Origin of the sequence: Neoalteromonas arenosi (genome assembly GCF_030362855.1) — a bacterium.
GTDB lineage: Bacteria > Pseudomonadota > Gammaproteobacteria > Enterobacterales > Alteromonadaceae > Alteromonas_E > Alteromonas_E arenosi.
The window spans coordinates 341,227-367,745 of the sequence record NZ_JAUCBP010000006.1 but is presented as its reverse complement, the minus strand read 5'-3'; the positions used below and the strand labels follow the sequence as shown (position 1 = coordinate 367,745).

The 26,519-nt window shown below is 46.8% G+C and carries 26 protein-coding genes; all 26 read left to right on the top strand.

The features are described 5' to 3' along the window. Positions 1-10 precede the first annotated feature (10 nt). The 26 genes from QTP81_RS05935 to QTP81_RS05810 all read left to right on the top strand — a co-directional run bounded on the left by QTP81_RS05935 (position 11) and on the right by QTP81_RS05810 (position 26,519). Positions 11-1,162 (top strand): sensor histidine kinase, encoded by a 1,152-nt coding sequence (locus tag QTP81_RS05935; RefSeq protein WP_289364367.1) that lies wholly within the window; start codon positions 11-13, stop codon positions 1,160-1,162. Between the two features lies 1 nt (position 1,163). Continuing rightward, positions 1,164-2,495, top strand: a complete 1,332-nt coding sequence (locus QTP81_RS05930) for a sigma-54-dependent transcriptional regulator (RefSeq protein WP_289364365.1) — start codon at positions 1,164-1,166, stop codon at positions 2,493-2,495. Between the two features lie 191 nt (positions 2,496-2,686). After that, the gene (gene fliE, locus QTP81_RS05925) at positions 2,687-3,013 is read left to right on the top strand and encodes a flagellar hook-basal body complex protein FliE (RefSeq protein ID WP_289364364.1); all 327 of its coding nucleotides are present in this window, start codon (positions 2,687-2,689) and stop codon (positions 3,011-3,013) included. Between the two features lie 11 nt (positions 3,014-3,024). Continuing rightward, entirely contained in the window at positions 3,025-4,719 is a 1,695-nt protein-coding gene (fliF, locus tag QTP81_RS05920; RefSeq protein ID WP_289364363.1) for a flagellar basal-body MS-ring/collar protein FliF, read from the top strand. Between the two features lie 8 nt (positions 4,720-4,727). Further along, positions 4,728-5,768: a flagellar motor switch protein FliG gene (gene fliG, locus QTP81_RS05915; RefSeq protein ID WP_289364360.1), complete on the top strand. Its 1,041-nt coding sequence runs from the start codon at positions 4,728-4,730 to the stop codon at positions 5,766-5,768. A gap of 24 nt (positions 5,769-5,792) precedes the next feature. After that, the gene (fliH, locus tag QTP81_RS05910) at positions 5,793-6,572 is read left to right on the top strand and encodes a flagellar assembly protein FliH (RefSeq protein WP_289364359.1); all 780 of its coding nucleotides are present in this window, start codon (positions 5,793-5,795) and stop codon (positions 6,570-6,572) included. A gap of 46 nt (positions 6,573-6,618) precedes the next feature. Then, on the top strand, positions 6,619-7,923 hold the full coding sequence (gene fliI / locus QTP81_RS05905) for a flagellar protein export ATPase FliI (protein WP_289364515.1): 1,305 nt from the start codon (positions 6,619-6,621) through the stop codon (positions 7,921-7,923). After that, a complete protein-coding gene (gene fliJ / locus QTP81_RS05900; protein ID WP_289364358.1) occupies positions 7,923-8,372 on the top strand; it encodes a flagellar export protein FliJ in 450 nt (149 codons plus the stop codon). Before fliI ends, fliJ begins: the two co-directional genes overlap by 1 nt. A 137-nt stretch (positions 8,373-8,509) precedes the next feature. Further along, positions 8,510-10,450, top strand: coding sequence for a flagellar hook-length control protein FliK (locus QTP81_RS05895; RefSeq protein WP_289364357.1), 1,941 nt, complete (start codon positions 8,510-8,512; stop codon positions 10,448-10,450). Between the two features lie 84 nt (positions 10,451-10,534). Continuing rightward, the gene (fliL, locus tag QTP81_RS05890; RefSeq protein ID WP_289364356.1) at positions 10,535-11,053 is read left to right on the top strand and encodes a flagellar basal body-associated protein FliL; all 519 of its coding nucleotides are present in this window, start codon (positions 10,535-10,537) and stop codon (positions 11,051-11,053) included. 12 nt (positions 11,054-11,065) lie between these two features. Further along, a complete protein-coding gene (gene fliM, locus QTP81_RS05885) occupies positions 11,066-12,124 on the top strand; it encodes a flagellar motor switch protein FliM (RefSeq protein ID WP_289364354.1) in 1,059 nt (352 codons plus the stop codon). A 17-nt stretch (positions 12,125-12,141) separates the two neighbouring features. Then, positions 12,142-12,555, top strand: a complete 414-nt coding sequence (gene fliN / locus QTP81_RS05880) for a flagellar motor switch protein FliN (protein ID WP_289364353.1) — start codon at positions 12,142-12,144, stop codon at positions 12,553-12,555. 184 nt (positions 12,556-12,739) lie between these two features. Then, complete coding sequence (fliO, locus tag QTP81_RS17210) at positions 12,740-13,009, top strand: flagellar biosynthetic protein FliO (RefSeq protein ID WP_434532968.1); 270 nt, start codon at positions 12,740-12,742, stop codon at positions 13,007-13,009. Between the two features lie 50 nt (positions 13,010-13,059). Beyond that, on the top strand, positions 13,060-13,773 hold the full coding sequence (fliP, locus tag QTP81_RS05870; RefSeq protein ID WP_289364514.1) for a flagellar type III secretion system pore protein FliP: 714 nt from the start codon (positions 13,060-13,062) through the stop codon (positions 13,771-13,773). Between the two features lie 9 nt (positions 13,774-13,782). After that, on the top strand, positions 13,783-14,052 hold the full coding sequence (gene fliQ, locus QTP81_RS05865; RefSeq protein ID WP_289364350.1) for a flagellar biosynthesis protein FliQ: 270 nt from the start codon (positions 13,783-13,785) through the stop codon (positions 14,050-14,052). A 1-nt stretch (position 14,053) separates the two neighbouring features. Further along, the gene (gene fliR / locus QTP81_RS05860) at positions 14,054-14,836 is read left to right on the top strand and encodes a flagellar biosynthetic protein FliR (RefSeq protein ID WP_289364349.1); all 783 of its coding nucleotides are present in this window, start codon (positions 14,054-14,056) and stop codon (positions 14,834-14,836) included. 3 nt (positions 14,837-14,839) lie between these two features. Continuing rightward, the gene (gene flhB / locus QTP81_RS05855; protein WP_289364347.1) at positions 14,840-15,964 is read left to right on the top strand and encodes a flagellar biosynthesis protein FlhB; all 1,125 of its coding nucleotides are present in this window, start codon (positions 14,840-14,842) and stop codon (positions 15,962-15,964) included. Positions 15,965-16,085: 121 nt separating this feature from the next. Then, complete coding sequence (flhA, locus tag QTP81_RS05850; protein WP_289364345.1) at positions 16,086-18,188, top strand: flagellar biosynthesis protein FlhA; 2,103 nt, start codon at positions 16,086-16,088, stop codon at positions 18,186-18,188. A 27-nt stretch (positions 18,189-18,215) separates the two neighbouring features. Next, entirely contained in the window at positions 18,216-19,541 is a 1,326-nt protein-coding gene (gene flhF, locus QTP81_RS05845; RefSeq protein ID WP_289364344.1) for a flagellar biosynthesis GTPase FlhF, read from the top strand. Further along, positions 19,538-20,404 (top strand): MinD/ParA family protein, encoded by an 867-nt coding sequence (locus QTP81_RS05840; RefSeq protein WP_289364342.1) that lies wholly within the window; start codon positions 19,538-19,540, stop codon positions 20,402-20,404. The genes flhF and QTP81_RS05840 overlap by 4 nt, the downstream gene beginning before the upstream one ends. Continuing rightward, the gene (locus QTP81_RS05835) at positions 20,401-21,135 is read left to right on the top strand and encodes an RNA polymerase sigma factor FliA (RefSeq protein ID WP_289364341.1); all 735 of its coding nucleotides are present in this window, start codon (positions 20,401-20,403) and stop codon (positions 21,133-21,135) included. The genes QTP81_RS05840 and QTP81_RS05835 overlap by 4 nt, the downstream gene beginning before the upstream one ends. Before the next feature lie 33 nt (positions 21,136-21,168). Beyond that, positions 21,169-21,552 (top strand): chemotaxis response regulator CheY, encoded by a 384-nt coding sequence (gene cheY, locus QTP81_RS05830; protein WP_289364340.1) that lies wholly within the window; start codon positions 21,169-21,171, stop codon positions 21,550-21,552. A 33-nt stretch (positions 21,553-21,585) separates the two neighbouring features. Further along, a complete protein-coding gene (locus QTP81_RS05825) occupies positions 21,586-22,332 on the top strand; it encodes a protein phosphatase CheZ (protein ID WP_289364339.1) in 747 nt (248 codons plus the stop codon). A gap of 12 nt (positions 22,333-22,344) precedes the next feature. Further along, positions 22,345-24,585, top strand: coding sequence for a chemotaxis protein CheA (locus QTP81_RS05820; protein ID WP_289364337.1), 2,241 nt, complete (start codon positions 22,345-22,347; stop codon positions 24,583-24,585). A 67-nt stretch (positions 24,586-24,652) separates the two neighbouring features. Then, complete coding sequence (locus QTP81_RS05815) at positions 24,653-25,744, top strand: protein-glutamate methylesterase/protein-glutamine glutaminase (RefSeq protein ID WP_289364336.1); 1,092 nt, start codon at positions 24,653-24,655, stop codon at positions 25,742-25,744. 7 nt (positions 25,745-25,751) lie between these two features. After that, positions 25,752-26,519: a ParA family protein gene (locus QTP81_RS05810; RefSeq protein WP_289364335.1), complete on the top strand. Its 768-nt coding sequence runs from the start codon at positions 25,752-25,754 to the stop codon at positions 26,517-26,519.

Sequence of the window (26,519 nt, the reverse complement as noted above, 5' to 3'; positions counted from 1 at the left end):
CGAGGTAGTAATGCTATATAACCAAGCCCAAGTTGAACACGACTTTGAAGATTTAAACAGCGGCTCTAATCGTACTGCGGTTATGGATAATAGCTCTGAAATGATTGAGCAAGAGTCATATCTTTCCCTAAAACGTCAGTCACAACGTTTAGAACGATTGTTACAGGTTATGCCTGCAGGTGTTATCGTGATTGATGGTAAAGGTGTCGTACGTCAAGCAAACCGATTAGCCAGACAACTGCTTGGCGAACCACTGGAAGCCGAAATATGGCGCGATATCATTGCGCGCTCTTTCAAGCCTCGTGCTGACGATGGTCATGAAGTGTCCTTGCGTGATGGCCGACGTGTTAAGTTATCAATTACTCCCTTAATCGAAGAGCCTGGGCAGTTAATCGTAATCACTGATTTGACGGAAACACGCCAACTGCAAGCGCGCGTGAGTCATATGCAACGTTTGTCATCACTGGGCAAAATGGTCGCTTCTCTGGCCCATCAGATCCGCACGCCACTATCAGCGGCTTTGCTGTACGCAGCAAATCTAGCGCAAGATAAAATGAACCCAGGGTTAACCAATAAGTTCGCCAGTAAGCTACTGGATCGACTGCACGAACTTGAATCGCAAGTCAACGACATGCTGTTGTTTGCAAAAAGCGGTGATCAGAATATTATTGCCCCAACGTCGATTGTTGAGATTATTCATCAAGTCGAGTCGAGTTGCTCTTCGTTGTTAGCGCAATCAAATACCCACGTACAGGTAACTATTGATAAGGCTGCTCGCAGTGCAGTTTTACAAGCGAATGCGACAGCACTACAAGGGGCACTGGTCAATTTAGTTCAAAATGCAGTACAGGCATCAGAGCCGGGCACGACGGTTTCAATTGCTGTGTCAGTCGATGTGCACAACAAAGAACTTATCATATCTTGTCGCGATCAAGGCAAAGGTTTACCGACTACTAAGGCCGCAACATTATTTGAACCTTTTTATACCACCAAAACCAATGGTACGGGCCTGGGGTTAGCGGTAGTGAATCAAGCTGTCCGTGCACATAAAGGCCGCATCAAGGCGTCGAATCATAAGCTTGGTGGCGCAGAGTTTACGATTTGGTTACCCATCAGTCATTTTTCCCAGTCGCCGCAAGCGGAAGCTGAGTTGGAGAGTTAATATGAATAAAACGCATATCCTAATTGTTGAAGATGATGCCGGCTTACGCGAAGCGTTAAGCGACACACTGGAGCTTGGTGGATACAACGTTATCGCTGCAGAAAACGCCGAAATGGCGCTGGTTATGTTAAACCAACACCAAGTTGATTTGGTTGTAAGTGATATTCAGATGGGGGAAATGTCTGGGCTTTCACTGTTGCGCAGTATCAAAGCCCGATATCCACAGTTGCCTGTGCTATTAATGACCGCCTTTGCAACAATCAATGACGCAGTTCAAGCAATGCGTGATGGTGCTACGGATTACTTATCGAAGCCTTTTGCACCACAGGTACTACTCAATTTGGTTGGACGCTACGCACCAGCGCAAAAAGTACTTTCGCGCACGCCGGTGGTTGGTGATCCGAGTAGTGAAGCATTGTTAGCATTGGCTGCGAAAGTCGCTGCCTCTGACGCAACTGTAATGGTACTAGGGCCCTCGGGTTCGGGAAAAGAAGTGCTGTCGCGCTACATTCATGATTTGTCCAATCGCAAAGACGAAGCGTTCGTAGCAATCAACTGCGCTGCAATACCGGAAAATATGCTCGAAGCGACTTTATTTGGTTATGAGAAAGGGGCGTTTACTGGTGCGATACAGGCCTGTCCGGGAAAATTTGAACAAGCGCAAGGCGGCACTATTCTACTCGATGAAATCACTGAGATGGATATGGCACTGCAAGCCAAGCTGTTGCGTGTGTTACAGGAAAAAGAAGTGGAGCGCCTCGGTTCGCGCAAAACTGTCGCCTTAGATGTGCGTGTTATTGCCACCAGTAACCGAGATTTGCGCGTAGCTGTCGACAAGGGCGAGTTTCGCGAAGATCTGTATTATCGACTTAACGTGTTTCCAATTACATGGTTACCATTGGCAAAACGCCCAGGTGACATAGTTCCGCTAGCTGAGCATTTAATTGCACGGCACGCAGTGGCAGGAACCCCGAAACTTACCGCTGCAGCTCGTAACAAACTAATGACCCACGCCTGGCCAGGCAATGTGCGAGAGTTAGAGAATGTTATCCAGCGCGCATTGATACTGTCACAGGGCGAGCATATTGATGCGAGTGACTTGATGATTGAGTTTAATGATCAAGTACCAGAGACGCAGACGCAAGTTATTGAAGAAGATAGCAGTTTGCTCGGCTCAGAATTACGTCAACAGGAGCATCAGATCATTCTTGATACACTGGTCTCCTGTAATGGCAAACGCAAAGATGTTGCAGAAAAGCTCGGGATCAGTCCACGGACTTTGCGTTACAAACTCGCGCGTATGCGTGAAGATGGTATTGACGTACCGGCATAATATTTAGCGCTGCAAAGCACCCCTTCGGCCGCTGTTTTCAGCGGCTTTTTTTTGTCAAAAAAATGACATAAAAAAATCTGGGACTTAATTGTAATGTTTAACCCTTTGAATTTTAACAATAAATATTTTTGGCGCGTAATTTGCTGAATCAGACTTAGTTATAGGTAGAGTCCTTATCGTGGGTGAATGTGATGGACATAAAAGCAAATTCTCTTTATCAAGAAATGCAATCAATGGCACTCGATGTCAGACCGACGACGGAAGCTGTGCCTGGCATAGGGAAAAATCCGTCAGGGGAAAACTTTGCCGACATGCTTGCCAACGCGGTGAATAACGTCAATGACATGCAGCGTTATTCCAGAGAAACGCAGAAAGCCTTTGAAATGGGCGTAGAGGGCCTGAGTTTGGCGGATGTGATGGTGGCCAAAGAAAAGTCCGGTATAGCGTTTGAAGCAACCGTACAAGTGCGCAACAAGGTGCTTGAAGCCTACAAGCAAATTATGAATATGCCGGTATAGGGTGATTAGTCGTGGCTGAAGCAACCAGTACAGAACTCGCCATCAGTGATGGCTACGGCGGTGATACCGACGTAGAACAAAAGTCGGGATTCATGGATACCTTGGGCTCAACTGACATAATGCGTCAGTTGATGCTTGTTGTAGCATTGGTTATCTGTGCCGCTATTACTGTAATTATCTTTATCTGGGCACAAGAGCCAGATTATCGGCCACTTGCCACTATGCCTACTGACGAATTGATTGAGACTCTCGATTATTTCGATCAAAACCAAATTGAGTACCGACTCGAAGGCAATACGATTTACGTCCGTGACAATCAGGTACAGGACATTCGCTTGGGGATGGCGCGTCAAGGCATATCTCAGGAAGTATCTGCGGGCACCGATATCATCATGCAAGATATGGGGTTTGGTGTCAGTCAGCGCGTAGAGATGGAGCGCTTAAAACATGCGCGGGAACAGCAAATAGCTCGCACCATCGAAAGTATTAACGGCATTGCAAAAGCCAACGTGTTACTCGCGATGCCCAAAGAAAACGTGTTTGCCCGCCGTGAAAAGCAGGCGAGTGCTACGGTAGTACTGACCGCAAAACGCGGCAATGTGATTTCCGGTGAAGAAGTTGATGCGGTCGTCGATATTGTCGCATCAGCGGTGCAAGGTATGGAGCCAGGGCGTGTTACTGTGACTGACAATAACGGTCGGTTGTTGAATTCAGGCTCTCAAGATTCTATGAGCGCACGCGCGCGCAAAGAATATGAGATGGAAAAAGCACGCGAAGACGAGTACTTACAAAAAATAGACTCGATTCTGATCCCAGTACTGGGAGTTGGTAATTATACCGCGCAAGCTGACGTGACTATGGATTTTACTGCGGTAGAGCAAACCCAGCGTCGCTACAATCCTGATTTGCCGGCTCTGCGCAGTGAAATGGGCGTTGAAGAAAACAGCGTTGGCTCGACTGTTGGAGGGATCCCAGGAGCCCTGACCAATCAACCGCCATTGGATGCGAATATTCCCGAACAAGCAACCGGTAGCACGTCACAACAAACAGTACCTGGGCGCAGCAGTAAAGAGTTTACCCGGAACTACGAATTAGATACCACCATTAGTCATACCAAGCAGCAAACCGGAGTTATTCGACGTTTGAGCGTTTCGGTTGCGGTTGATTATGTCGCAACTACTGCTGAGGACGGCACGGTAACCAATGCACCGCGTGAGCAAGCCGAGTTACTCAACATTCGTCGTCTACTGCAAGGAGGCATTGGCTTCGATGTGACCCGTGGTGACAGCCTCGAGGTGGTTAGTATTCCCTTCAGCAGAATGGATACCGGCGTGGTTGAGGAGTTGCCGATTTGGGAGCGTCCTGAATTTATTCCTATACTTAAATATGTAATCGGTGGTTTGGTGATTATTACCCTTATCCTTGCAGTCGTGAGACCGATGTTGCGTAAACTGATTCATCCTGAAGATGATATCGACGCCGATGGATTTGATGCTGATGATGCACTTGATTTAGGCGACGAAACCATCAGTATGCTGTCGCAAGAGTTTGATGAAGGGCAAGTGGGCTTTGCTGCCGATGGCTCTTTGATGTTGCCAGACTTACATAAAGATGAAGATGTATTGAAAGCGGTTCGAGCACTAGTTGCAAACGAACCTGAACTCTCAGCCCAGGTGGTCAAGGGCTGGTTGTTGATGGATGAATAGAGGTAATTATGGCTAACGAAGTTGCAGTTGCAGAAGACGTAGGATATGACGTTGGTAAACTGGAAGGGGTTGATAAGGCAGCCATCCTGTTACTGAGTTTATCCGAAGAAGATGCGGCACAAATCCTCAAGCATCTTGAACCCAAACAAGTGCAAAAACTCGGCACGGCAATGGCCAAAGTCGACGATATGACACAGACCAAAATTACTGCGGTTCACAAGCATTTCATCGAAGAAATTCAGAACTACAGTACGATTGGATTCCAGAGTCAGGACTTTGTGAAACGTGCCCTAACTGCAGCGCTTGGCGAAGATAAAGCCGCGAACTTAATCGACCAAATTTTGATGGGTTCTGGAGCTAAAGGTTTGGACTCATTGAAGTGGATGGATTCAAAACAAGTGGCGAGTATTATTCGCAACGAACACCCGCAGATTCAAACCATCGTCATGTCTTATTTAGAGCCAGAGCAGTCGGCGGAGATCTTATCTCAATTCCCAGAAAAGGTACGTCTGGACCTCTTAATGCGCGTTGCCAACTTAGAAGAAGTTCAGCCGGCTGCGTTACAAGAACTCAACGAGATTATGGAGAAACAATTTGCTGGTCAAGCAGGTGCGCAAGCAGCCAAAATGGGCGGACTGAAATCTGCGGCAGATATCATGAACTATCTCGATACGAATATCGAAGGCCAGTTGATGGACGCTATCCGCGAACAAGACGAAGAGATGAGTCAACAAATCCAAGACTTGATGTTCGTATTTGATAACCTTGTTGATGTTGATGATCGCGGTATTCAAGCCATTCTGCGCGAAGTTCAGCAAGAGTCTCTGCTCAAAGCAATCAAAGGTGCTGACGAAGAGCTCAAAGAGAAAATCACCAAGAATATGTCAAAACGCGCAGCCGAAATGCTGCTTGATGATCTTGACGCATTAGGGCCTGTACGCATTAGTGAAGTCGAGACAGCGCAGAAAGAAATCTTGTCTGTGGCCCGTCGTTTGGCTGACGCCGGTGAGATTATGCTTGGTGGAGGTGGTGGTGATGAATTCCTCTAAGAGCGATAGGTTAACAGCTGCAGTATGACTCAGCCTAATCTTAAAAAGTTATCAGGTTCTGATGCGGAAGCGTGGAGTTATCCTTACGTTGAAGACGACCGCCCTGATGATCTTCAGACTACCAACGCATTCAACAAGCGTTCCGAGTGGAAATATGAACCACCAGAACCTGAAGAAGAGATTTTGCCACCAACCGCTGAAGAAATTGAAGCGATACGCGCAGCTGCTCATAGTGAAGGCTTTGAATCAGGTCTTGCTGAAGGTCGTAGCCAAGGGCATCAGGAAGGTTACGCGGCAGGCAAAAGTGAAGGTTTCTCCGAGGGACACAAAGAAGGGCTCGCACAGGGTTTAGCTGATGCGGAGCAGGATATTACACAACAAGCTCAACAATGGCAGCAACTCGTAAATGAGCTTTATAATCCCGTGGCAAAAACGCATCAAGAAGTAGAGCGTCAACTCATGTTACTGGCTGTCTCATTAGCCAAATCGGTTATTCGCACAGAAGTGAAGGTACCATCTGAAATTATTCTTACAGCTTTGCGCGAGGCGATATCAGTGCTTCCTGTCGCAGACCAAACAATTAGAATTCGTCTTCACCCAGATGATCTAGCCTTCGTTGAGCAACACTTTAGTCCAGAGCAAATTGCCGAAAATCACTGGCACCTCATTGCAGCACCCGAGCTAACAATAGGTGGTTGCGAAGTGATGACGCAAGACAATGCAGTTGACCATTCAATAGAGCGACGGTGTAAAGAAGTCATCGATCGTTTTTTACTGCAACACGGGTTGAGTGATGAGCAATGATGTAATTGACAAGAACGTCAAAAGCTTAACGGATAAACTGTCTCGGATGGCACAACACGTGCCCGGATGTCCACCGGTTGCAGCTGGCAAGTTAGTTCGCGGTATTGGTTTAACGTTAGAGGCTGTTGGCTGTCAAATGCCCGTCGGCGCGCAGTGTTTGGTGCAGACGGTCGATGGTCAAATTGAAGCAGAAGTTGTTGGATTTGGTGACCACATCACCTATTTAATGCCAACTGAAGCGGTAAAAGGTATTGTTCCAGGCTCACGCGTTGAGCCCCTATCGCGCCAGGCTGGGTTACCCGTAGGTCTAGGGTTGTTAGGCCGAGTGGTAGATGCTAATGCACAACCGCTAGACGGGCTCGGGCCAATTGAAATTCAAACACGTGTTGCCACAACCAAGCCACCCATTAACCCACTCACACGCAGACCCATAAATCAACCACTCGACGTCGGCGTACGAGCCATCAATAGTATGCTCACCGTTGGTACAGGCCAACGTATGGGATTGTTTGCCGGCAGTGGTGTGGGTAAAAGTGTTTTACTGGGCATGATGACGCGTGGCACAGCGGCAGACGTGGTGGTTGTGGGACTTGTCGGAGAGCGTGGTCGAGAGGTTAAAGAGTTTATCCACGACATCTTATCAGAGGAGGAGCGCAAACGAGCTGTCATAGTCGCTGCACCGGCTGATACATCGCCACTGATGCGACTAAAAGGCTGCGAAACAGCAGTATCTATTGCTGAATACTTTCGCGATCAGGGACTTAACGTACTGTTATTGGTTGATTCCTTGACCCGTTATGCGATGGCACAGCGCGAAATTGCCTTAGCTGTTGGCGAGCCTCCCGCAACCAAGGGGTATCCGCCATCAGTGTTTGCCAGACTCCCTGCGCTAGTAGAGCGAGCCGGTAATGGTAGTGAAGGACAGGGGTCAATTACCGCTTTTTATACCGTTTTAACCGAAGGTGATGATTTACAAGATCCTATCGCAGACGCTGCGCGAGCGATTTTAGACGGTCATATCGTGTTATCACGAACCTTAGCTGATAGCGGTCACTACCCAGCAATTGATGTTCCAGCTTCAGTTAGTCGGGTGATGCCTCAAGTTGTTAGTCCAGAGCATCTAGAATCGATGCGGCGTATTCGCCAAGTTTATTCATTGTATCAACAAAACCGAGATCTTATTGCCATTGGCGCGTACACCAAAGGTGCTGATCCGAGAATTGATCTGGCAATTCAGGCGGAACCGGCGATTAATGCATTTTTCCAACAAGGCATGCAACAAGTGATTCCGTATGACGAGAGTCTACAAACGATGCAAGCATTAGCGGGTGGACTTCAAGGAGCTAATTAATGGCTGTCTCACAGCTACAAAAAGTTGCCGATTGGGAACGGCAAAAAGAAGATAAACGCGCGCAGGATTTTCATCAGGCTCAACAATACCTGCAACAACAGCGCATGCGCTTAGAGAGCATCGAGCGTTATCGTCTCGAATACATCAACTCTATATCGCAAGCTGGTAAAAGCGGCTTTGATGCGCAGAAATATACTCAGCATTTGAACTTTGTCGCACAGCTGGATAACGCTTGTGTGCAACAAAACAGTGTCATTAGCCAGGCGATTTTAGTTGCCGATCAACGCAAGCAAGCGTGGTTGGCTCAACAGCGCAAGCGCCGGGCGATCGAGCACTTGATTGAAAAACAGCAACAGCAACGACTGGCGCGAGAAGCAAAGTTAGAGCAGCTACAGTTAGATGAATTTGCGCTGCAAAGCTTCGTTAGGCGTGAGCGTAAAACGGGTTAAACTCTGTGTATATCATTAGCGTAATCTTAACTTGGAACGCTCTTTGCAATCTCTATCCACAAAAGCAAGTCAGCAACCCCGTTGGTTTTCTAAGTTGCTGAAATGTATAAGTAATATATTTTGAGGTTGGTTGAGTTATGCAACATATTGCCCCCCTACAAACAGATCTTGCCGCTAAACCCGCAGGGGATGTAGCGCTTGATTCCGAACAAATGTGGCTCGGTACTGGAAGCCAGTCAGCGGGAGAGAGTGGGCAAGCCTTTAGTCAGGTGTTGACCTCTGAAAAACGCGCCCAGCAGAGCGATGCGAGTAAGCCATCGCAAAAGGCTTTAAATGATTCAACCGAACAAAAATCTGCGCAGTCAGGCGTAACATCAACCGAGGCTACAGCTGAAGAAACAGAAGTGAGCGCAGCGGTCGACCCAAAGCCAAAAGTTGTTAGCAAAATCGAGCCAGCTGATACAACTGAAATGACAGAGCAAGTCGCTATTAGCGAAGGCGCTAAGCAAAGCGCTGGAGCAAGTGAGGAAGTTTTGCCACTACCCATTATCGTTAAGGAATTACCGATTGACCCTCAGATCGATCCGCAGCTGATCGCCAACCAAGAGGAAATTAACTGGGTTGACCTAGTTGAGCAAGTGCAATTACTCGGCAAAGATTCGTTAGGGAAGGCGCAAGTGACAGAAAATAATGGCGCGACTACATACGATGGTACGGATGTCAGTAACTTTATTGATGAACTCCAAATCACAGGTGAGCAGTCGAGTTTACAAGCTGTCGAACAGGCGCCCGTAGTGATCCAATTACCGTTGGATATTGAGCAAAAGATAGCGCAAACAGAAAGCGCGGTTGAGTTGGTGATAGATATAAACAAGCAAGTAACAGAGCAAAACGTGGATCCGGTTAATATTGAAAATGATCTATATGTTGAGCCGCTTAATATTGAAAATGATCTATACGTTGGGCCAATTGAAGCGCTAGACGGTGTGATTGCTCTGCCTGGTGTCGAGCAAAGTGATGAGGCTCAAAACGAAGCGTTAGTGACAATGCTGCAGTCACTACTAGCGAGTGATGATGAGTCTACAGAGACGCTTGAGTCCGCTCAAATACTGGAGACAGTGGCGGCCACTCAAAGTGATGCGACAGACCGCGCACAAGCACCAGTGATTGTAAGCCCTGGGCAATTGACATTACAGCCACAAAACAATGATAAAGCGGCAATTGATGTTGTCATTAAAGGTAGTGAGGAGCAACAGCTTCGAACCTTAGAAACGCTAACCCAACTCATTAACGACGGAAGTAATACGCCGCTAAGCCAAAACCAGCAGCAAAACCTTATCGCAGCGTTACAGGCGGGAATAAGCGAATATAAGGAACAGCTAAAACAAGGTCGTGAGCCGGGTATTAGCCTCAAGAGCCTCGTCAATGAGGCGTTAGTCGCTGCGGATATACCACAGGCTAACCAAGGCGACATGGCGATTGCGAAAGTGACCGAACAAGTCGCACAAACGTTGGTGTTAGCCGATGCAGTGCAGCAATTGCGTCGAGATTCTGACGAACTACTGCGCCATGCCCAAGTGCGAACCGATGCCAGTAGCTCTGATGTCGCTCAGTTAGTGGAAGGGCAACGTAATACGCAATCACAAGCCGTGTTAGATAAGCCGGCAAATATCCTTAAACCTGAGGGACAAACACAGTTTGCTGAAAAAATCCGTTGGATTGTAAATGCGCGTAACTCATTTGCTGAAATTCGCCTGGATCCACCAGAGTTAGGGAGTGTACAAGTCAAAGTAAATATGGCGGGTGAAGCAGCGGCCGTAAGCTTTGTCGTGCAGTCCCAACAGGCCCGTGATGCGCTAGACCAAGCATTACCTAGATTGCGGGATATGCTCAATCAACAAGGCATAGAGTTGGGGCAGTCTTCGGTTCAACAAGACAATCAACAGCAGCAAGGTGAACAGCAGCAAGGTCAATTTGCCGAAGGGAACGCCGATGATGGCATGGATGAAATTGCCGGTGAAGTAATCGAGCAGCGCGTAGTTAATGGTAGCGCCGGTGGGATTGATTTTTATGCTTAATCGCAGCTGATTTAAATAACCACATGTTGTGATTTAGCGCTAAGCTACCGATAATACGGATAGGTTAGTGAAGAGAATAGAGTAATGGCTGAAGAAGAATTAAAAATCGAAGAAGGTGGCAAAAAGGGCAAGATGATGATCATCATCATTGTCGCTGTGGTGATCGTCGTGGGAGCTGCTGCTGCGTACTTCTTTCTTGGCGGTGATGATTCACAGTCATCTGATATTGAAGCCGTTGAGACCGGTGGTACTCCAACTGCAAATGCGGGCTCGGCGAAGACAGGTACAGCATTATACGTCGCCATTGCTCGACCGTTTGTATTGAACGTGCCTGGTGCTAGCCGCGAGCGATTGGTGGAAATTAAAGTTCAACTGATGGTCCGCGGTTCTGAAAACGAAGAAATTGCTAAATCTCACTTAACTTCGATTCGCGGTACCTTACTGCAAGTGTTTAGTAGTAGTAACGCTGATGATTTAGTAACTGAAGCAGGTAAAATTGCACTTCGAGAAGAAGCCGTGCGCGAAGTACAAATGAAAATGCAGGAACTGGCAGGAGCAGACGTAGTAGAAGAAGTCCTGTTCACTGGCTTTGTGATGCAATAAATAGGATAGATTGTGAGCGATTTATTATCTCAAGATGAAATTGATGCGCTTCTCCACGGAGTAGACGACGTTGAAGAGGAAGAGGTTGGCGATTCAGAAGTCGATGCCTCTGCTCTTGAGTACGATTTCTCTTCGCAAGACCGAATCGTTCGTGGCCGCATGCCGACCTTGGAGATCGTTAATGAGCGATTTGCTCGGCATATGCGTGTCAGTCTGTTCAATATGATGCGTCGCTCAGCCGAGGTATCAATCAACGGTATCCAAATGATCAAATTTGGTGAATACATCCATACGTTATTCGTCCCAACGAGTTTGAATATGGTGCGGTTTAGACCGCTCAAAGGCACCGGCCTGATAACTATGGAAGCGCGCTTGGTATTCATTCTAGTGGACAACTTCTTTGGCGGAGATGGACGTTACCACGCGAAGATAGAAGGTCGTGAATTTACACCCACCGAACGGCGCATTATTCAAATGCTATTAAAGCTCATCTTTGAAGATTACAAAGAGGCATGGGCACCGGTCATGGATGTTTCTTTTGAATACCTAGATTCGGAAGTTAACCCAGCCATGGCCAATATTGTGTCGCCGACAGAGGTGGTTGTAATCAGCTCTTTCCATATTGAGCTGGATGGCGGTGGCGGTGACTTCCACGTCTCACTTCCTTACTCAATGCTCGAGCCAATTAGAGAGTTATTAGATGCAGGTGTGCAAAGCGATAAGGAAGACACAGACTTTAGGTGGTCAAAAGCTTTACGCGATGAAATTATGGATGTCAAAGTCAATTTAAGTACGCACATGCTAGATGTTGATATTCCATTGCATGCAATGATGGACTTAAAAGCGGGCGACATCATCCCTATTGAGATGCCAGAACACATTACTGTATTGATTGAAGATTTACCGACTTTCAGAGCTAAACTTGGTCGCAGTCGTGAAAACGTTGCGCTAAAAATCACCGAGAAAATAGAACGCCCGACATCCGTGAAGTCAGAGTTACAACTTCTGACGCGAGGTGGGCGCGTAATAGATAACGATGCCGAATTACAGGTATTAGAAGAAGATTTATAAGAGAAGAGGACAACGTCATGAGTGAAGAAGACGGTATGGACGATTGGGCCGCAGCAATGGCCGAACAAGCAGAGTCTGAAGAGGCTGAAGCTGAAGGTGATGCAGGTGATGACGTCCAAGTCGCAGAGTTGGACGAGCTTAACGATGACGAACCCATTACTCAGGAACAAAAGAAAAAACTCGATACAATTTTGGACATTCCTGTCACGATCTCAATGGAGGTTGGACGTAGCCAAATTAGTATCCGCAATTTATTACAATTAAACCAAGGCTCGGTGGTTGAATTAGACCGAGTTGCTGGTGAACCGTTAGACGTATTAGTGAATGGCACGTTGATTGCTCATGGAGAAGTAGTAGTGGTCAACGATAAATTTGGTATTCGGTTAACGGATGTTATTAGTCAAATCGAGAGAATTAAAAAGCTCAGGTAGCTTATCAACGAAAAGTGTAGCTAAATCAATTAGCTACACTTTGTTTTCAATTTTTGGTGGATGCGTAATTAGCCTCCCTGCATTCGCTCAGTCAAGCAATACAGCCTCTAGCGCCAGTTCAATAGCGTCAATTTTTCTATCACTTTTAGTTGTTGTCGGGATAATTTTCGCATTGGCGTATGTGATGCGACGGTTTAATGTCGCTCATTCCGGTAATGGCGATATGAAGGTCGTTGCCAGTATGGTTGCAGGGACAAAAGAGCGCTTGATGGTCGTCGAAGTAGGCGACGAGCAATACCTGCTTGGGATTACGGCTCATAACATCAATCATTTGGCGACCCTGCCGACTCCCATTGCTGGCAAGCCATCGGTTTCTGGTGACCAGTTTAAACAAAAGTTGGTACAAGCAATGGCAGGCAAGTTGCCCGGTATTAAGGGTGATGCGGCACAATGAAGATCACCCTTAAACTCGCCTCGCGCATTGCGATAGTGGTTGCGCTGTTGATGTTTCCCTGTGAAGTTCTCGCTCAACAGGGGGTCTCTGCGGTTACCGTCACTACTAATCCGGATGGCGCACAAGAATATTCAATGACATTACAAGCGCTGTTTATTATGACAGCGCTGAGTTTGATTCCCGCTTTCGTCATGATGATGACCTCGTTTACGCGAATCATTGTCGTACTGTCAATTCTCCGACAGGCAATCGGCTTGCAACAATCCCCATCCAACCAGATTTTAATCGGGGTTAGTTTATTTCTGAGCATGTTCATCATGGCACCGGTCTTTGAAGAGGTAAACGAAACCGCTCTGCAGCCATACTTAAATGAAGAGATGACTTCCTTGCAGGCCTTTGAGGCGGCCAAATTGCCGATGCGTGAATTTATGCTCTCGCAAACGCGCGTGAAAGACCTGGAGACCTTTGTTCGAATTGGTGGCTACGAAGGTCAATTTGATGATCCTGCCGACGTGCCAATGACAGTGCTAGTACCGGCATTTGTCACCAGTGAGTTAAAAACCGCATTTCAAATCGGTTTTATGTTGTTTATCCCATTTTTGATTCTCGATTTGGTCGTTGCATCGATTTTGATGGCGATGGGTATGATGATGTTGTCACCGATGATTGTATCTTTGCCCTTCAAGCTTATGTTGTTTGTCCTAGTCGATGGTTGGAATTTGATTTTTGGTACGTTAGCAACCAGTTTCGGAATGGGGGTCTAGGAGAGCCATATGAGTCCAGAGGCCTTTGTCGAGATTTTACGTGAGTCCATGTTTATCGTCATCTTGCTGGTTTCAGCGGTGATTGTACCGAGCTTGATAGTAGGGTTAATTGTCGCTGTTTTCCAAGCGGCCACATCTATCAATGAACAAACCATGAGCTTCTTGCCGCGCTTAATTGTGACCTTACTGGCGCTCAGTTGGGGCGGTAACTGGCTAGTGAATAAGGTCATGGATTTTACCTTTATGATGGTAGAACGCATACCACAGGTCGTTGGTTAATATGGTTATTGCTGAAGCTGTCATTATGCAGTTTTTGGCCGACACTTTGCTGCCGTTTTGTCGGATTTCAGGCATGTTTGCATCGATGGTTGGCCTCAGTGCTAAAACCATACCCACACCGGTTAAGTCATTGTTTGCAGTTTTGTTAACCGTAATGATGTTACCAATGATCCCTAAATCACCGGTTGTTGATATGGTCAGTGTCGGAACTTTTGTACTGGCTATCCAGCAGCTGGTCATCGGTATCGCAATCGGCTTTGTGTCAATGATGGTCCTCAATACCTTTGTTCTTGCCGGACAAATTATCGCTATGCAGACCGGTCTTGGCTTTGCGTCAATCGTCGATCCGGTAAACGGCATTAACGTGCCTGCGGTCGGTCAATTTTATCTTATTTTGGCGACGTTGTTGTTTTGGACGTTCGATGGCCACTTGGCCATGATCCAGATGATAGCCATGAGCTTCCAAGCGTTTCCGATTGCTGAAGGCTGGTGGGAGCCAGAACAGTTCCAAGCGATTGCGCATTGGGCCGGTTGGATGTTTACCTCAGCAGTAGTGGTTACACTGGCCCCAATTGTGTCGCTACTCATCGTTAACTTGGCCTTTGGTGTCATGACGAAAGCAGCACCGCAGTTAAATATTTTTAGTATCGGTTTTTCAATTGCACAAATCATGGGTTTAGTGATCATTTGGATCACTATGGCCAATTTCGTATCTCATTATCAATCGCAGTGGCAACGCGCTGAATTGATGATGTGTCAGCTTCTTCGGATTTGTGGGACTTAGCGCATGGCTGATTCATACGAAAAAACGGAGGAACCCACATCCAAAAAAATCAAAGACTCCCGCAATAAAGGGCAAGTCGCGCGTTCGCGGGAGTTATCAACAGCGCTAGTGTTGATAGCCAGTGCTGTCGCATTCTTGCTAATGGGCTCATATATCGCTACTGCACTGTTCAGTGTAACGCAACGAACATTTAAGTTGTCACGTGATGAAACCTACGATATCACGCATATGTTTCAAGCATGGGGAAGTGCGTTCTCTGAGGTAAGCACACCAGTATTGTTTTATATGATCATCGCGATGGTCGCTGGTATTTATGGTTCTATTGCGCTTGGCGGTTACAACTTTACGTGGTATTCGGCCAAACCAAGAGCCGAGAAAATCAATCCAATCAATGGTTTCAAGCGCATGTTCGGTGTTGAGGGGTTAGTGGAATTACTAAAAGCCATCGCCAAATTTGTGGTCATTGCGGGTGCTGCATACTTGTCGCTGTTGCTGTTTAAGGATGAAGCTCTGCATTTGGATCAGGAACTCTATCCGTTGAGTATTTTTCACGCTCTTAGCATGATCGAATGGGCCTTTTTAATTCTTTGCTGTGCCCTTATTCCAATCGTTTTGATTGACGTTCCCTATCAAAGCTACAAGCACAAAGAAGAAATGAAAATGACCAAGCAAGAGGTCAAGGACGAACGCAAGAATGCTGAAGGAGACCCGCAGGTCAAGGGACGGATCCGGCGTTTGCAGATGCAAGCTGCTGCCAACCGGATGATGCAGGAAGTCCCTAAAGCAGACGTTGTTGTGACTAACCCAACGCATTTCTCAGTGGCCCTTAAGTATGACGAAAATGGTGATCGCGCACCGGTTGTTGTCGCTAAAGGTGTTGACGAACTGGCAATGCATATTCGAAAGATTGCAACCGCTCATGAGGTGCCACTGATTCCTTCACCGATGCTAGCCCGAGCGATTTATTACTCAACAGAACCCGATCAAGAGATCCCCAGCAAACTGTTTATGGCAGTGGCGCAAGTCCTTGCCTATGTCTATCAGCTCAAAGCATTTAAAGCCGGTAAAGGGCAGCGTCCGAAACCGTTGCGCAAAGACTTACCGATCCCGCAGGAATATCGCCGTTAAGTAAAGCGCGCTTTTTTCCAATAAAAATCGAACCAATCTGTGACTCTGGCACGGTAGTTGTAATAACTACTGATATGGCATTTTAGCGTCAAAATTCCGTTATTGGGGAGTCTGTGTACAGATGGAATTAGCGGCCTACTGGCAAAAATTCGACAAAAACCAATTCAAGCGTTTTAGCACTGGGCTAGGTGCGCCTTTGGTGTTGCTTTCGATTATGGGAATGGTCATCTTACCCATGCCACCGTTCTTACTCGACGTGCTGTTCAGTTTCAATATTTCACTGTCGATTGTTATTATTCTCGTCTGTGTATTTACAAAGAAACCCGTAGATTTTGGTATTTTCCCGTTAGTTCTATTGATTGCTACTGTTTTGCGCTTGGCACTGAACGTGGCGTCAACGCGAGTGGTCCTCCTGCATGGCCACGAGGGTGGGGATGCTGCCGGTAAGGTGATTCAAGCATTTGGTGAAGTCGTAATCGGCGGTAACTACGCAGTCGGTATTGTAGTATTCGCCATTTTGCTAATTATTAACTTCAAAGTTGTGACTGCCGGTGCTGGAAGGATCTCAGAGGTGAGTGCTCGCTTTACTCTAGATGCTATGCCGGGCAAACAGATGGCAATTGACGCCGATCTCAATGCCGGCTATATCGACCAAGACGAAGCACGTAAGCGCCGCGAAGAAATAACCACCGAAGCCGATTTTTACGGTTCGATGGATGGTGCGTCAAAATTCGTCAAAGGTGATGCAATCGCTGGTTTGTTCATTATGTTGATCAATATCGTCGGTGGCTTGTTTATCGGTATTATTCAATACGACTTACCCTTCAGTCGAGCGCTTGAGGTGTATACCATCTTGACCATCGGCGACGGTCTAGTGGCACAGATTCCGTCGCTATTACTGTCTGTCGCTACGGCAATCATTGTAACGCGTGAAAACGACAGTCAAGAGATGGGTGATGAAGTTAACAAGCAATTGACTGAGCCCCGTGCCTTGTATATTGCCAGTGGTATTTTATTTGTAATGGGCGTTGTGCCAGGCATGCCACACCTAGCGTTCTTGGGTTTCAGCTTTGGTATTGGTGCGTTTGCGTACTTCAAAAGTCGCCGAGTCGCTCAAGAGCAAGAATTACAGCAGGCGAGTGCTGAATTAGCACCTGCTGAGAATCAGCAGCCTGCAGAGATTAAAGAATTGGGCTGGGATGATGTGCAGCAGGTCGATACGATTGGTTTAGAAGTCGGTTACCGATTGATTCCGCTGGTCGATAAAGCCCAGGGTGGAGAGCTACTTACGCGGATCAAAGGCGTACGCAAAAAGCTGTCCCAAGAATTGGGCTTTTTAATCCCGCCGGTTCATATTCGCGATAATCTCGACCTCAATCCAACCACGTATACGATTTCGATGCTAGGCGTCAATGTTGGCGATGCAGATATTAACCATGACAGTGAACTGGCAATTAATCCCGGGCAGGTATTTGGTAAATTAGACGGCAAGCCGACTAAAGATCCTGCATTCGGTCTAGATGCCGTGTGGATTAAACCATCGCAACGCGAGCATGCTCAAACACTTGGTTACACCGTTGTCGACACAGCAACTGTGATTGCTACTCATTTAAGTCAGTTGCTTACCACCAACGCCTATCAATTGCTCGGCCACGAAGAAGTACAGCAACTCCTAGACCTATTAGCGAAGACTAATCCGAAGTTAGTAGAGGGCTTGATTCCGGATATCCTACCCTTGAGTAGTGTAGTAAAAGTCTTGCGCACCTTGCTTTACGAGGGTGTACCAATCCGGGATATGCGTACGATTCTTCAAACCTTGGCTGAATTCGGACCGAAGAGTCAAGATCCTGACGTATTAGTTTCGGCTGTGCGAATTGCTCTGAAGCGTCTTATCATCCAGGAAATTAATAGCGGTGGAGCAGAGCTACCTGTAATAACACTGGCGCCAGACTTAGAGCAAATCTTACATAAATCTTTACAGGCCGGTGGCGAAGAAGGCGCTGGCATAGAACCCGGCTTAGCTGATCGGATTCAGCAGTCATTAACCGAAGCGTCTCAGCAGCAAGAACTCGCTGGTGAGCCTGCAGTCTTATTAACCTCTGGCATGTTGCGACCAGTCTTGTCGCGATTCCTCAAACACACAGTTACCGGTTTACACGTGCTGTCGTATCAGGAAATTCCAGATGATAAACAAATTCGAATTGTCAGCGCGATTGGTCAATAGCGTGATAGTTAAGGTGGAGTATACATTATGAAAATTAGACGATTTGTCGGCATAGATATGCGCGAGGCATTACGCAAAGTAAAGGACGAACTTGGCGCAGATGCGGTAATAATGTCTACTCGCAAGACATCAGAGGGGATTGAGCTCACGGCCGCATTTGACAAAGAACAACCGAATGCCAGAGTAAAGGCTGAACCATCGATATCAGTTAAGCCGACGCCGACGCTCAGTGAAATTATCGGTGACTCGGGGCCAGACAGCCTACGCCAATTACTCGAACAGCAGCAAGCACAGGCGTCTAAACCAGCAGGCGAACCTGCGATCGCAAAGCCATCGGTGAAACGTCCAGCGCCAGCGGAACATTATTCTCATACATCGCACAATGACAATTCAGCTAAACCAGACGATCGTCAAGTAAGCGTAACACCTAGTGATTTACAAGACGTCAAAGAAGAGTTGGCGTCATTGCGCAACGTATTATCATTTCAAGTTGCTGCACTTTCTCAACAGCAGAAGCAGGCAAAAAACCCTTTGCATGGTTATTTACACCATCAACTCCAAGCGATGGGAATAACACCGGCATTGTGTGACCAATTCATTAGCTATTTGCCCTCAGACGCCGATGAACGTGAAGCTTGGTTGGCACTCCTTAAGTTGATGGCGAATCGATTGCATATTGAAGGCCATCAGCTGTTGTCGCAATCAGGAGTGGTCGCAATGGTAGGCCCAACCGGCGCAGGAAAAACCACAACTGTGGCAAAATTAGCGGCGCGCTACGCGCAAAAGTATGGGGCCGAGCATGTGGCAATGGTGACTATTGATACTTATAGAATCGCTGCTTATGAACAATTATCGACCTATGGCAAAATTATCGGTTGTGTGGTTAAAAAGGCGCAATCAGGAGAAGAACTCGCCGATGTTTTATATCAATTGCGACATAAAAAAATGATATTGATTGATACGGCAGGTTTTTCTCAACGCGATGCGCGCTTAATCGGCCAGTTGCGAGATTTTTCGACTGGCATTAACATGCCTATAAACTATTACTTAGTTGCGCAAGCAAATGCACAATACGCGTCGTTACAAGGCGTGGTTGAAGCGTATAAAAACGTTAAAATTCAAGGGTGTATATTCACGAAGTTAGATGAATGTTACTCTTTAGGCGAGATGTTAAGTATCGCTATTGCATATAACTTGCCACTGAGTTTTATTACGGACGGGCAAAAAGTACCAGAAGATATTGCGACTGCGAATGGAAAAAATCTTATTTCTCTCGCAGCAAGGCTTTATAAAAAGTACAAGTTGCACCATACTAGCAACCATATAGCGGCAAATGCAGCAAGAGCAGTATGATTGAAGATCAGGCTAGCGGCTTAAGAAGAATGAAACAACCACGGTTAATAAAGGTTATCGCCGTCACCGGCGGTAAAGGTGGCGTAGGTAAAACCAATATCACGTTAAACACGGCAGTCGCCATGGCGAAGCAAGGTCAACGCGTGCTAGTCCTTGATGCTGACCTGGGATTGGCGAACGTCGATGTTATGTTGGGTTTGCGTGTCGACAAAAATCTATCACATGTCTTATCCGGTGAATGTACCTTAGACGAAGTATTGGTAACGGGTCCTCACGGCATAAAAATTGCGCCCGCAACAAGTGGTTCACAATCAATGACAGAATTGACGCCGACGCAACACGCCGGCTTAATTCGCGCATTTAGTGAGCTCAAAACGCCTATTGACGTACTGATAGTCGATACTGCAGCAGGCATATCGGATATGGTTTTGAGCTTCTCGCGAGCAGCTCAAGATATCCTTGTAGTAGTATGCGATGAACCCACCTCACTAACAGATGCATACGCGCTGATTAAAATTCTGAATCGCGAACACGGCGTGTTTAAATTTAAAGTCGTCGCCAATATGGTACGCAACGTCAGAGAAGGCCAGGAGTTGTTCAATAAGTTGTCTAAAGTCACTGGACGATTCCTTGATGTGGCACTCGAACTCGTAGCCACAGTGCCATTTGATGAAAATATTCGCAAAGCCGTGCGCAAGCAAACGCCGATTGTTGATGCCTTCCCCGGTTCTCCAGCAGCTGTAGCAATCTCTGAATTAGCAGCGGCAGCTGGTCAATGGCCAATTCCCAATCAACCTGGGGGGCATTTGGAGTTCTTCCTCGAACAGTTACTAACGCGTAAGGCGGTTGGTGAGAGCGGGTGAATAGTAAAGTGGCAGCGTACCAACAAAGCGTCGATATGAACGCTATCGTTGAGCGACATGCGCCGCTGGTTAAGCGGATTGCGCACCATTTAATGGCGCGTCTTCCGGCAAGTGTTATTGTTGATGATTTGATTCAATCAGGCATGATCGGCCTGCTTGAAGCTGCGAAAAACTTTGACGGATCAAAAGGTGCTAGTTTCGAAACTTTTGCCGGTATTCGTATTCGTGGTGCGATGCTCGATGAAATTAGAAAGGGTGACTGGACACCGCGTTCAGTGCACAAAAATAGCCGTACGATCACAGAAGCTATTACGCAAGTAGAGCGAGAAACCGGTGCTGATGCACGAGATGTTGATATAGCTGCTAAACTGAATGTAACACTGGCGCAATACCATCAAATGCTCAACGAAGTAAATGCCGGTAAGTTGGTGGCAATTGAAGATTTAGGGGTGTCTGAAGATGTCATTGGAGACGAACAGACCAAAGGCTCCGACATTCCCTTCGAAGATTTAATGCAAGGCGCTTTTCAAAAAGCCCTGGCACATGCGATAACGACTTTGCCAGAACGAGAGGCAATAGTGTTGTCGCTGTACTATGATGAAGAGCTCAATCTTCGTGAAATAGGTGAAGTGCTTGAGGTAAGTGAATCAAGGGTGAGCCAGATTCATAGCCAAGCCATGTTGAAATTAAAATCGCGTATGCAGTCATGGCGAATGACTGAAACACAATAAAAATAATGACTTTGTTCCTCAGTGGAGGCTGTTTTGGATAAAAATATGAAAATTCTTGTTGTTGACGATTTTTCAACAATGAGACGCATCATAAAGAACTTGCTCAAAGATTTGGGTTTTTCAAACATTCAGGAAGCGGATGATGGCAGTACCGCATTGCCGATGTTGCAACAGGGCGATTTTGATTTCGTCGTGACAGACTGGAACATGCCTGGCATGCAAGGGATTGACCTATTACGAGCGATTCGCACTGATGACAGCTTGAAGCACCTACCTGTGTTGATGGTTACTGCTGAGGCGAAAAAAGAGCAAATCGTAGCTGCAGCGCAAGCGGGCGTGAATGGATATGTAGTAAAACCATTTACAGCGGCTACGTTGAAAGAAAAACTCGAAAAGATTTTCGAACGTTTAGGTTGATCCAGACGGTCTACTGCACAAAGGAGACACTGGATGACTGAGAAATCCACCGTACCAATTTCGCTAGAGGAAGCCAAACAGTTGGTTGCCTACCTTGAGGCTGGCGATAATGAATCTGCGAACGCACTACTTGAAGTTGCGTCTATGAAAGAGTCAATTGAGTTATTCGCCGAAGTAGGCAAGTTAACTCGACAGTTACACGATTCTTTAAATAGTTTTCAGGTTGATGATCGCATCAAAGGTTTAGCAAGTGAAGAAATCCCCGACGCACAAACACGCTTGCTGTACGTCATAGAAGAAACCGAAAAAGCCGCAAATACCACTATGGATGCGGTCGAAACGAGTATGCCATTAGCTGAAAAACTCAATGACCGTATTGCAGCGGTGTTGCCGGAATGGAAAAAACTCATGAACCGCCAAATCGAATTGGGCGAATTCAAAACGCTGTGTACGGAGCTCGACAAGTTGCTTGAGGACGCTTCAACTGACACAGCTAAACTGAACTCACTATTGACTGAAGTGCTAATGGCTCAGGGTTACCAGGACCTGACTGGTCAGGTGATCCGGCGCGTAATTGAACTAGTTAAAGAGGTAGAGGACAGTCTGGTTAACATGTTAACCATGTTTGGTGATCCAGATATGACGCAAAAACCTCAACAAAAAGAAAAACAGACCGATACAGTGAAAGCGGAAGGTCCAATCATCGATGCCGAAACACGCGACGACGTAGTAAGTGGCCAAGATGACGTTGATGATCTATTGTCTAGCTTAGGGTTTTAGGAGAACGTATTAATGGCGTTTGATGTAGACGAGGAAATATTGCAAGACTTTCTAGTTGAGGCTGGGGAGATACTTGAACAATTACAAGAACAACTCGTTGATTTGGAAAACAATCCAGAAGACGCTGATTTGCTGAACGCCATTTTTCGTGGCTATCACACAGTTAAGGGTGGAGCAGGTTTCTTATCTCTGACCGAACTCGTGGACGTCTGCCATGGTGCTGAGAATGTGTTCGATGTGATGCGCAATGGTCAGCGTTCTTTAACACCCGAATTGATGGATGTTATTTTGCAGGCAACGGACGTTGTTGTAGAAATGTTCGACAACGTTAAAGCGCGAGAGGCACTCGAACCTGCATCTCCCGAACTCATCGATTTACTGCACAAATTAAGTAAGCCTGAGGAAGAAGGCGAAGACATTTTTGGCTCCGAAGGCGAGGCTGCTGATATGGAGTTCGCAGTCGAGGAAGAACCTGCTGACGAGCCAGAGTCTGCATCAGAAGCAGAACCTCAGGATACTGATACAACAGCCACCGACGCAGGCGGTTCCATAGAAGAGATAACCGAAGATGAGTTTGAAGCACTGCTTGACGAACTGCATGGCAGTGGCGCACCAGGTAAAGATACAAAACCTAAACCAGTAGTTGATGAGCCAACTAGCAGTAGCGATGATGAAGATATCAGTGATGACGAATTTGAAGCATTACTCGACCAACTTCACGGTAAAGGCAAATTCGACGCAGGAAAAGAAACTACTCCTGCAGACACTCCGGCTGAACCTAAGACAGAATCCAGCGATGGTGATGAGATCACCGACGATGAATTTGAATCGTTGTTAGACCAGTTGCACGGTCAAGGTCAGGGGCCTTCGGCGAAAGCTAAAGATGAAGCCGAAGCCAAGCCTGCCGCAAAAGCACCAGCAGCTAAGCCCGCTGCGCAACCGGAAACGCCTAAAGCAGATACACCGAAAGCAAAACCAGTAGCGAAGGCTGAGGAGCCGAATAAACCTGCGGCTAAAGCGCCGGCTAAACCCGCAGCGAAGAAAGATGACAAGAAAGGTCAACCCGCACCACCACCGGCTGAAACAACCGTCCGGGTTGATACCAAGCGTCTCGACCAGATAATGAATATGGTTGGTGAGTTGGTATTAGTGCGCAACCGTTTACTGAGCTTGGGAATTACCAGTAACGACGAAAGCATGACCAAAGCGATTGCTAATCTGGACGTCGTTACGGGGGATCTGCAAGGCGCCGTGATGAAAACGCGGATGCAGCCAATTAAGAAGGTCTTCGGCCGATTCCCTCGCGTTGTTCGAGATTTAGCCCGCAGCTTGAAAAAGGAAATCACGCTTGAGCTAGAAGGCGAAGAGACAGATTTAGATAAGAACTTAGTAGAGGCCCTGGCTGATCCGCTCGTGCATTTGGTGCGCAACTCGGTCGACCATGGTATTGAGATGCCAGATGAGCGTGCGGCGGCTGGTAAGCCGCGCATGGGTACCGTTAAACTGTCCGCATCACAAGAGGGTGACCATATCCTGCTAACTATCGATGATGATGGTAAAGGGATGGATGCCGAAAAGTTAAAAGAAATTGCGATTAGTCGTGGTGTATTGGATGCTGATGCAGCGGCCCGTATGTCAGATGTTGAAGCCTTTAACCTGATTTTTGCTCCGGGCTTTTCGACCAAGACCGAGATCAGTGACATATCCGGCCGCGGTGTCGGTATGGACGTAGTGAAAACTAAAATTAATCAGCTAAATGGTAGCGTGAGTATTGATTCGCAGCTTGGCCGCGGAACGCGTTTGGAAATCAAAGTTCCACTTACGTTGGCTATCCTCCCAACCCTTATGATCATTGTTGGCGAACAGACCTTTGCCCTACCGTTGGGGGCGGTTAATGAAATCATTAACATGGATATTGGTAAAACTAATACCGTCGATGGACAGTTAACCATGATTGTGCGTTCAAAAGCGATTCCGTTGTTTTATTTAGGGGAATGGCTCAAGCGCGGCAAGAGCAATGTACAAAAAGACAAAGGCCACGTTGTTGTTGTGCAAATTGGTACACAGCAAATGGGATTTGTTGTCGATGCATTGATTGGTCAGGAAGAGGTGGTAATAAAACCACTGGATGCTCTGCTTCAAGGAACTCCGGGTATGGCAGGTGCGACGATTACATCTGATGGTGGTATTGCACTGATTCTCGATATACCAGGCTTGTTGAAGCGATATGCTCGCAAGGCTTTAAACAAGTAGCCAAACCATCATTATGTGAGTACGCAGTCTCGTGTGCTCAGTAACAAAATTAGGAAGTAAAGCATAAATGCCTTTTAAAGTACTAGTCGTGGATGATTCTTCGTTCTACCGGCGACGAGTGCGGGAAATACTCAACCAAGACCCTAATCTGGAAGTCATCGGCGAGGCGAATAATGGTCAGGTAGCCATTGAGCAAATGCAAAAATTGCAGCCTGATGTAATCACTATGGATGTTGAGATGCCAGTGATGGATGGTATTGCAGCGGTTCGCCAGATTATGAAGAGCTCCCCCACGCCTATATTAATGTTCTCTTCGATTACTCAAGACGGTGCCGAAGCAACAATTAGTGCATTAGAAGCTGGTGCGCTTGATTTTTTACCAAAGAATTTTGAAGACATTGCAAAAGATCGTCAGCAAGCGACGAGTATGTTACGTGCAAAAGTGAAAAGCATTGCGGGTAAACGCATGCCTACTAGCGCTAATACTCTGAAGTCACCGGGACGCACTGCAGCTACGCAGAAGTTCTTCAAGTCTTCTTCGCTATTGTCGACACCAGTGTCTTCGCGCTCAATGCGCAGAAATTACAAATTGATGGCGATTGGCTCATCCACCGGTGGGCCGGTAGCACTACAAAAAATACTTACTCCATTAGCGGCCGACTTTCCGTTACCTATATTGTTAGTCCAACACATGCCCGGCACTTTCACCAGTGCTTTCGCACAACGTTTAAATGGTATGTGCAAAATTGGTGTGTCAGAAGCTCAAAACGGTGATTTGTTGAGGCCGGGCCACGCTTATTTAGCGCCAGGTGGTAAACAAATGTTAGTCGAAGGCAGTAGCTCCGCGGCCCGACTCAAAATCATTGATAGTGTCGCGGGAGAAGACCACACCTACAAGCCCAGTGTTGACTTAACCTTTGAATCACTGAGTAAAGTGTTTCACGGTGATGTACTTGGAATCATCCTAACAGGAATGGGAGCTGACGGACGCGAGGGGTGCAAAACCCTCAAATCAAAAGGCGCAACAATATGGGCACAAGACGAGGCTAGCAGCGTAGTTTATGGCATGCCGCAAGCCGTCACCGTTGCGGGAATATCCGAACGCAGTTTAGCGTTGGATGTTATCGCTAGTGAAATTATTACCGCTACCAAAGGGTAATACACGAATGAAAATATGGACCGTAGCCAATCAAAAAGGTGGAGTGGGTAAAACCACGACAACGGTCACTTTAGGCGGTATCTTGGCACAGAAGAACCAGCGGGTTTTACTCATTGATACTGATCCTCATGCATCATTGAGTTACTACTTTGGGATTGATTCAGAAGCACTGACAAAAAGCACCTACGATATTTTTGTTGATGATGGCCCAATCACCAAAGACCGTGTGTTGGATTGTTTGTGTCCAACTAAACTCGATACTTTGTTTGTACTGCCTGCAACAATGAATTTGGCCACATTGGATCGCAAGTTAGGCGCAAAAAGTGGAATGGGATTGGTATTGACAAAAGCCCTTAATGCAGTCGCCGATGAATTTGATTATGTTTTAATTGATTGTCCACCCGTGCTTGGTGTTTTGATGGTAAATGCACTAGCTGCCTGTCACCGGATATTAGTGCCGGTTCAGACTGAGTTTCTAGCATTAAAAGGGCTGGATCGCATGATGCATACTCTGGAAATTATGAGTAAATCACTCAATAAAATGTTCGATGCGCTAATCGTGCCCACCATGTACGATAAGCGCGTGAACGCGGCAAAAGAGGCCTATGCGGCGTTAAAAAGTGACTACGGTGAAGCGACGTGGAAGAGCACCATTCCAGTTGATACCCGGTTTCGCGAAGCGAGCCAGGCACAAACGCCTATATCGATTTACGCACCGCGCTCTCGTGGCGCATATGCCTATACAAAACTGCTATTAGAATTGGAGACCCTGTAA

Coding starts and splice junctions, on each gene's coding strand:
- QTP81_RS05935 (WP_289364367.1), top strand. CDS start 11: ATGCTATATAACCAAGCCCAAGTTGAACACGACTTTGAAGATTTAAAC.
- QTP81_RS05930 (WP_289364365.1), top strand. CDS start 1,164: ATGAATAAAACGCATATCCTAATTGTTGAAGATGATGCCGGCTTACGC.
- fliE (WP_289364364.1), top strand. CDS start 2,687: ATGGACATAAAAGCAAATTCTCTTTATCAAGAAATGCAATCAATGGCA.
- fliG (WP_289364360.1), top strand. CDS start 4,728: ATGGCTAACGAAGTTGCAGTTGCAGAAGACGTAGGATATGACGTTGGT.
- fliH (WP_289364359.1), top strand. CDS start 5,793: ATGACTCAGCCTAATCTTAAAAAGTTATCAGGTTCTGATGCGGAAGCG.
- fliI (WP_289364515.1), top strand. CDS start 6,619: ATGGCACAACACGTGCCCGGATGTCCACCGGTTGCAGCTGGCAAGTTA.
- fliJ (WP_289364358.1), top strand. CDS start 7,923: ATGGCTGTCTCACAGCTACAAAAAGTTGCCGATTGGGAACGGCAAAAA.
- QTP81_RS05895 (WP_289364357.1), top strand. CDS start 8,510: ATGCAACATATTGCCCCCCTACAAACAGATCTTGCCGCTAAACCCGCA.
- fliL (WP_289364356.1), top strand. CDS start 10,535: ATGGCTGAAGAAGAATTAAAAATCGAAGAAGGTGGCAAAAAGGGCAAG.
- fliN (WP_289364353.1), top strand. CDS start 12,142: ATGAGTGAAGAAGACGGTATGGACGATTGGGCCGCAGCAATGGCCGAA.
- fliO (WP_434532968.1), top strand. CDS start 12,740: ATGCGACGGTTTAATGTCGCTCATTCCGGTAATGGCGATATGAAGGTC.
- fliP (WP_289364514.1), top strand. CDS start 13,060: ATGTTTCCCTGTGAAGTTCTCGCTCAACAGGGGGTCTCTGCGGTTACC.
- fliQ (WP_289364350.1), top strand. CDS start 13,783: ATGAGTCCAGAGGCCTTTGTCGAGATTTTACGTGAGTCCATGTTTATC.
- fliR (WP_289364349.1), top strand. CDS start 14,054: ATGGTTATTGCTGAAGCTGTCATTATGCAGTTTTTGGCCGACACTTTG.
- flhB (WP_289364347.1), top strand. CDS start 14,840: ATGGCTGATTCATACGAAAAAACGGAGGAACCCACATCCAAAAAAATC.
- flhA (WP_289364345.1), top strand. CDS start 16,086: ATGGAATTAGCGGCCTACTGGCAAAAATTCGACAAAAACCAATTCAAG.
- flhF (WP_289364344.1), top strand. CDS start 18,216: ATGAAAATTAGACGATTTGTCGGCATAGATATGCGCGAGGCATTACGC.
- QTP81_RS05840 (WP_289364342.1), top strand. CDS start 19,538: ATGATTGAAGATCAGGCTAGCGGCTTAAGAAGAATGAAACAACCACGG.
- QTP81_RS05825 (WP_289364339.1), top strand. CDS start 21,586: ATGACTGAGAAATCCACCGTACCAATTTCGCTAGAGGAAGCCAAACAG.
- QTP81_RS05820 (WP_289364337.1), top strand. CDS start 22,345: ATGGCGTTTGATGTAGACGAGGAAATATTGCAAGACTTTCTAGTTGAG.
- QTP81_RS05815 (WP_289364336.1), top strand. CDS start 24,653: ATGCCTTTTAAAGTACTAGTCGTGGATGATTCTTCGTTCTACCGGCGA.
- QTP81_RS05810 (WP_289364335.1), top strand. CDS start 25,752: ATGAAAATATGGACCGTAGCCAATCAAAAAGGTGGAGTGGGTAAAACC.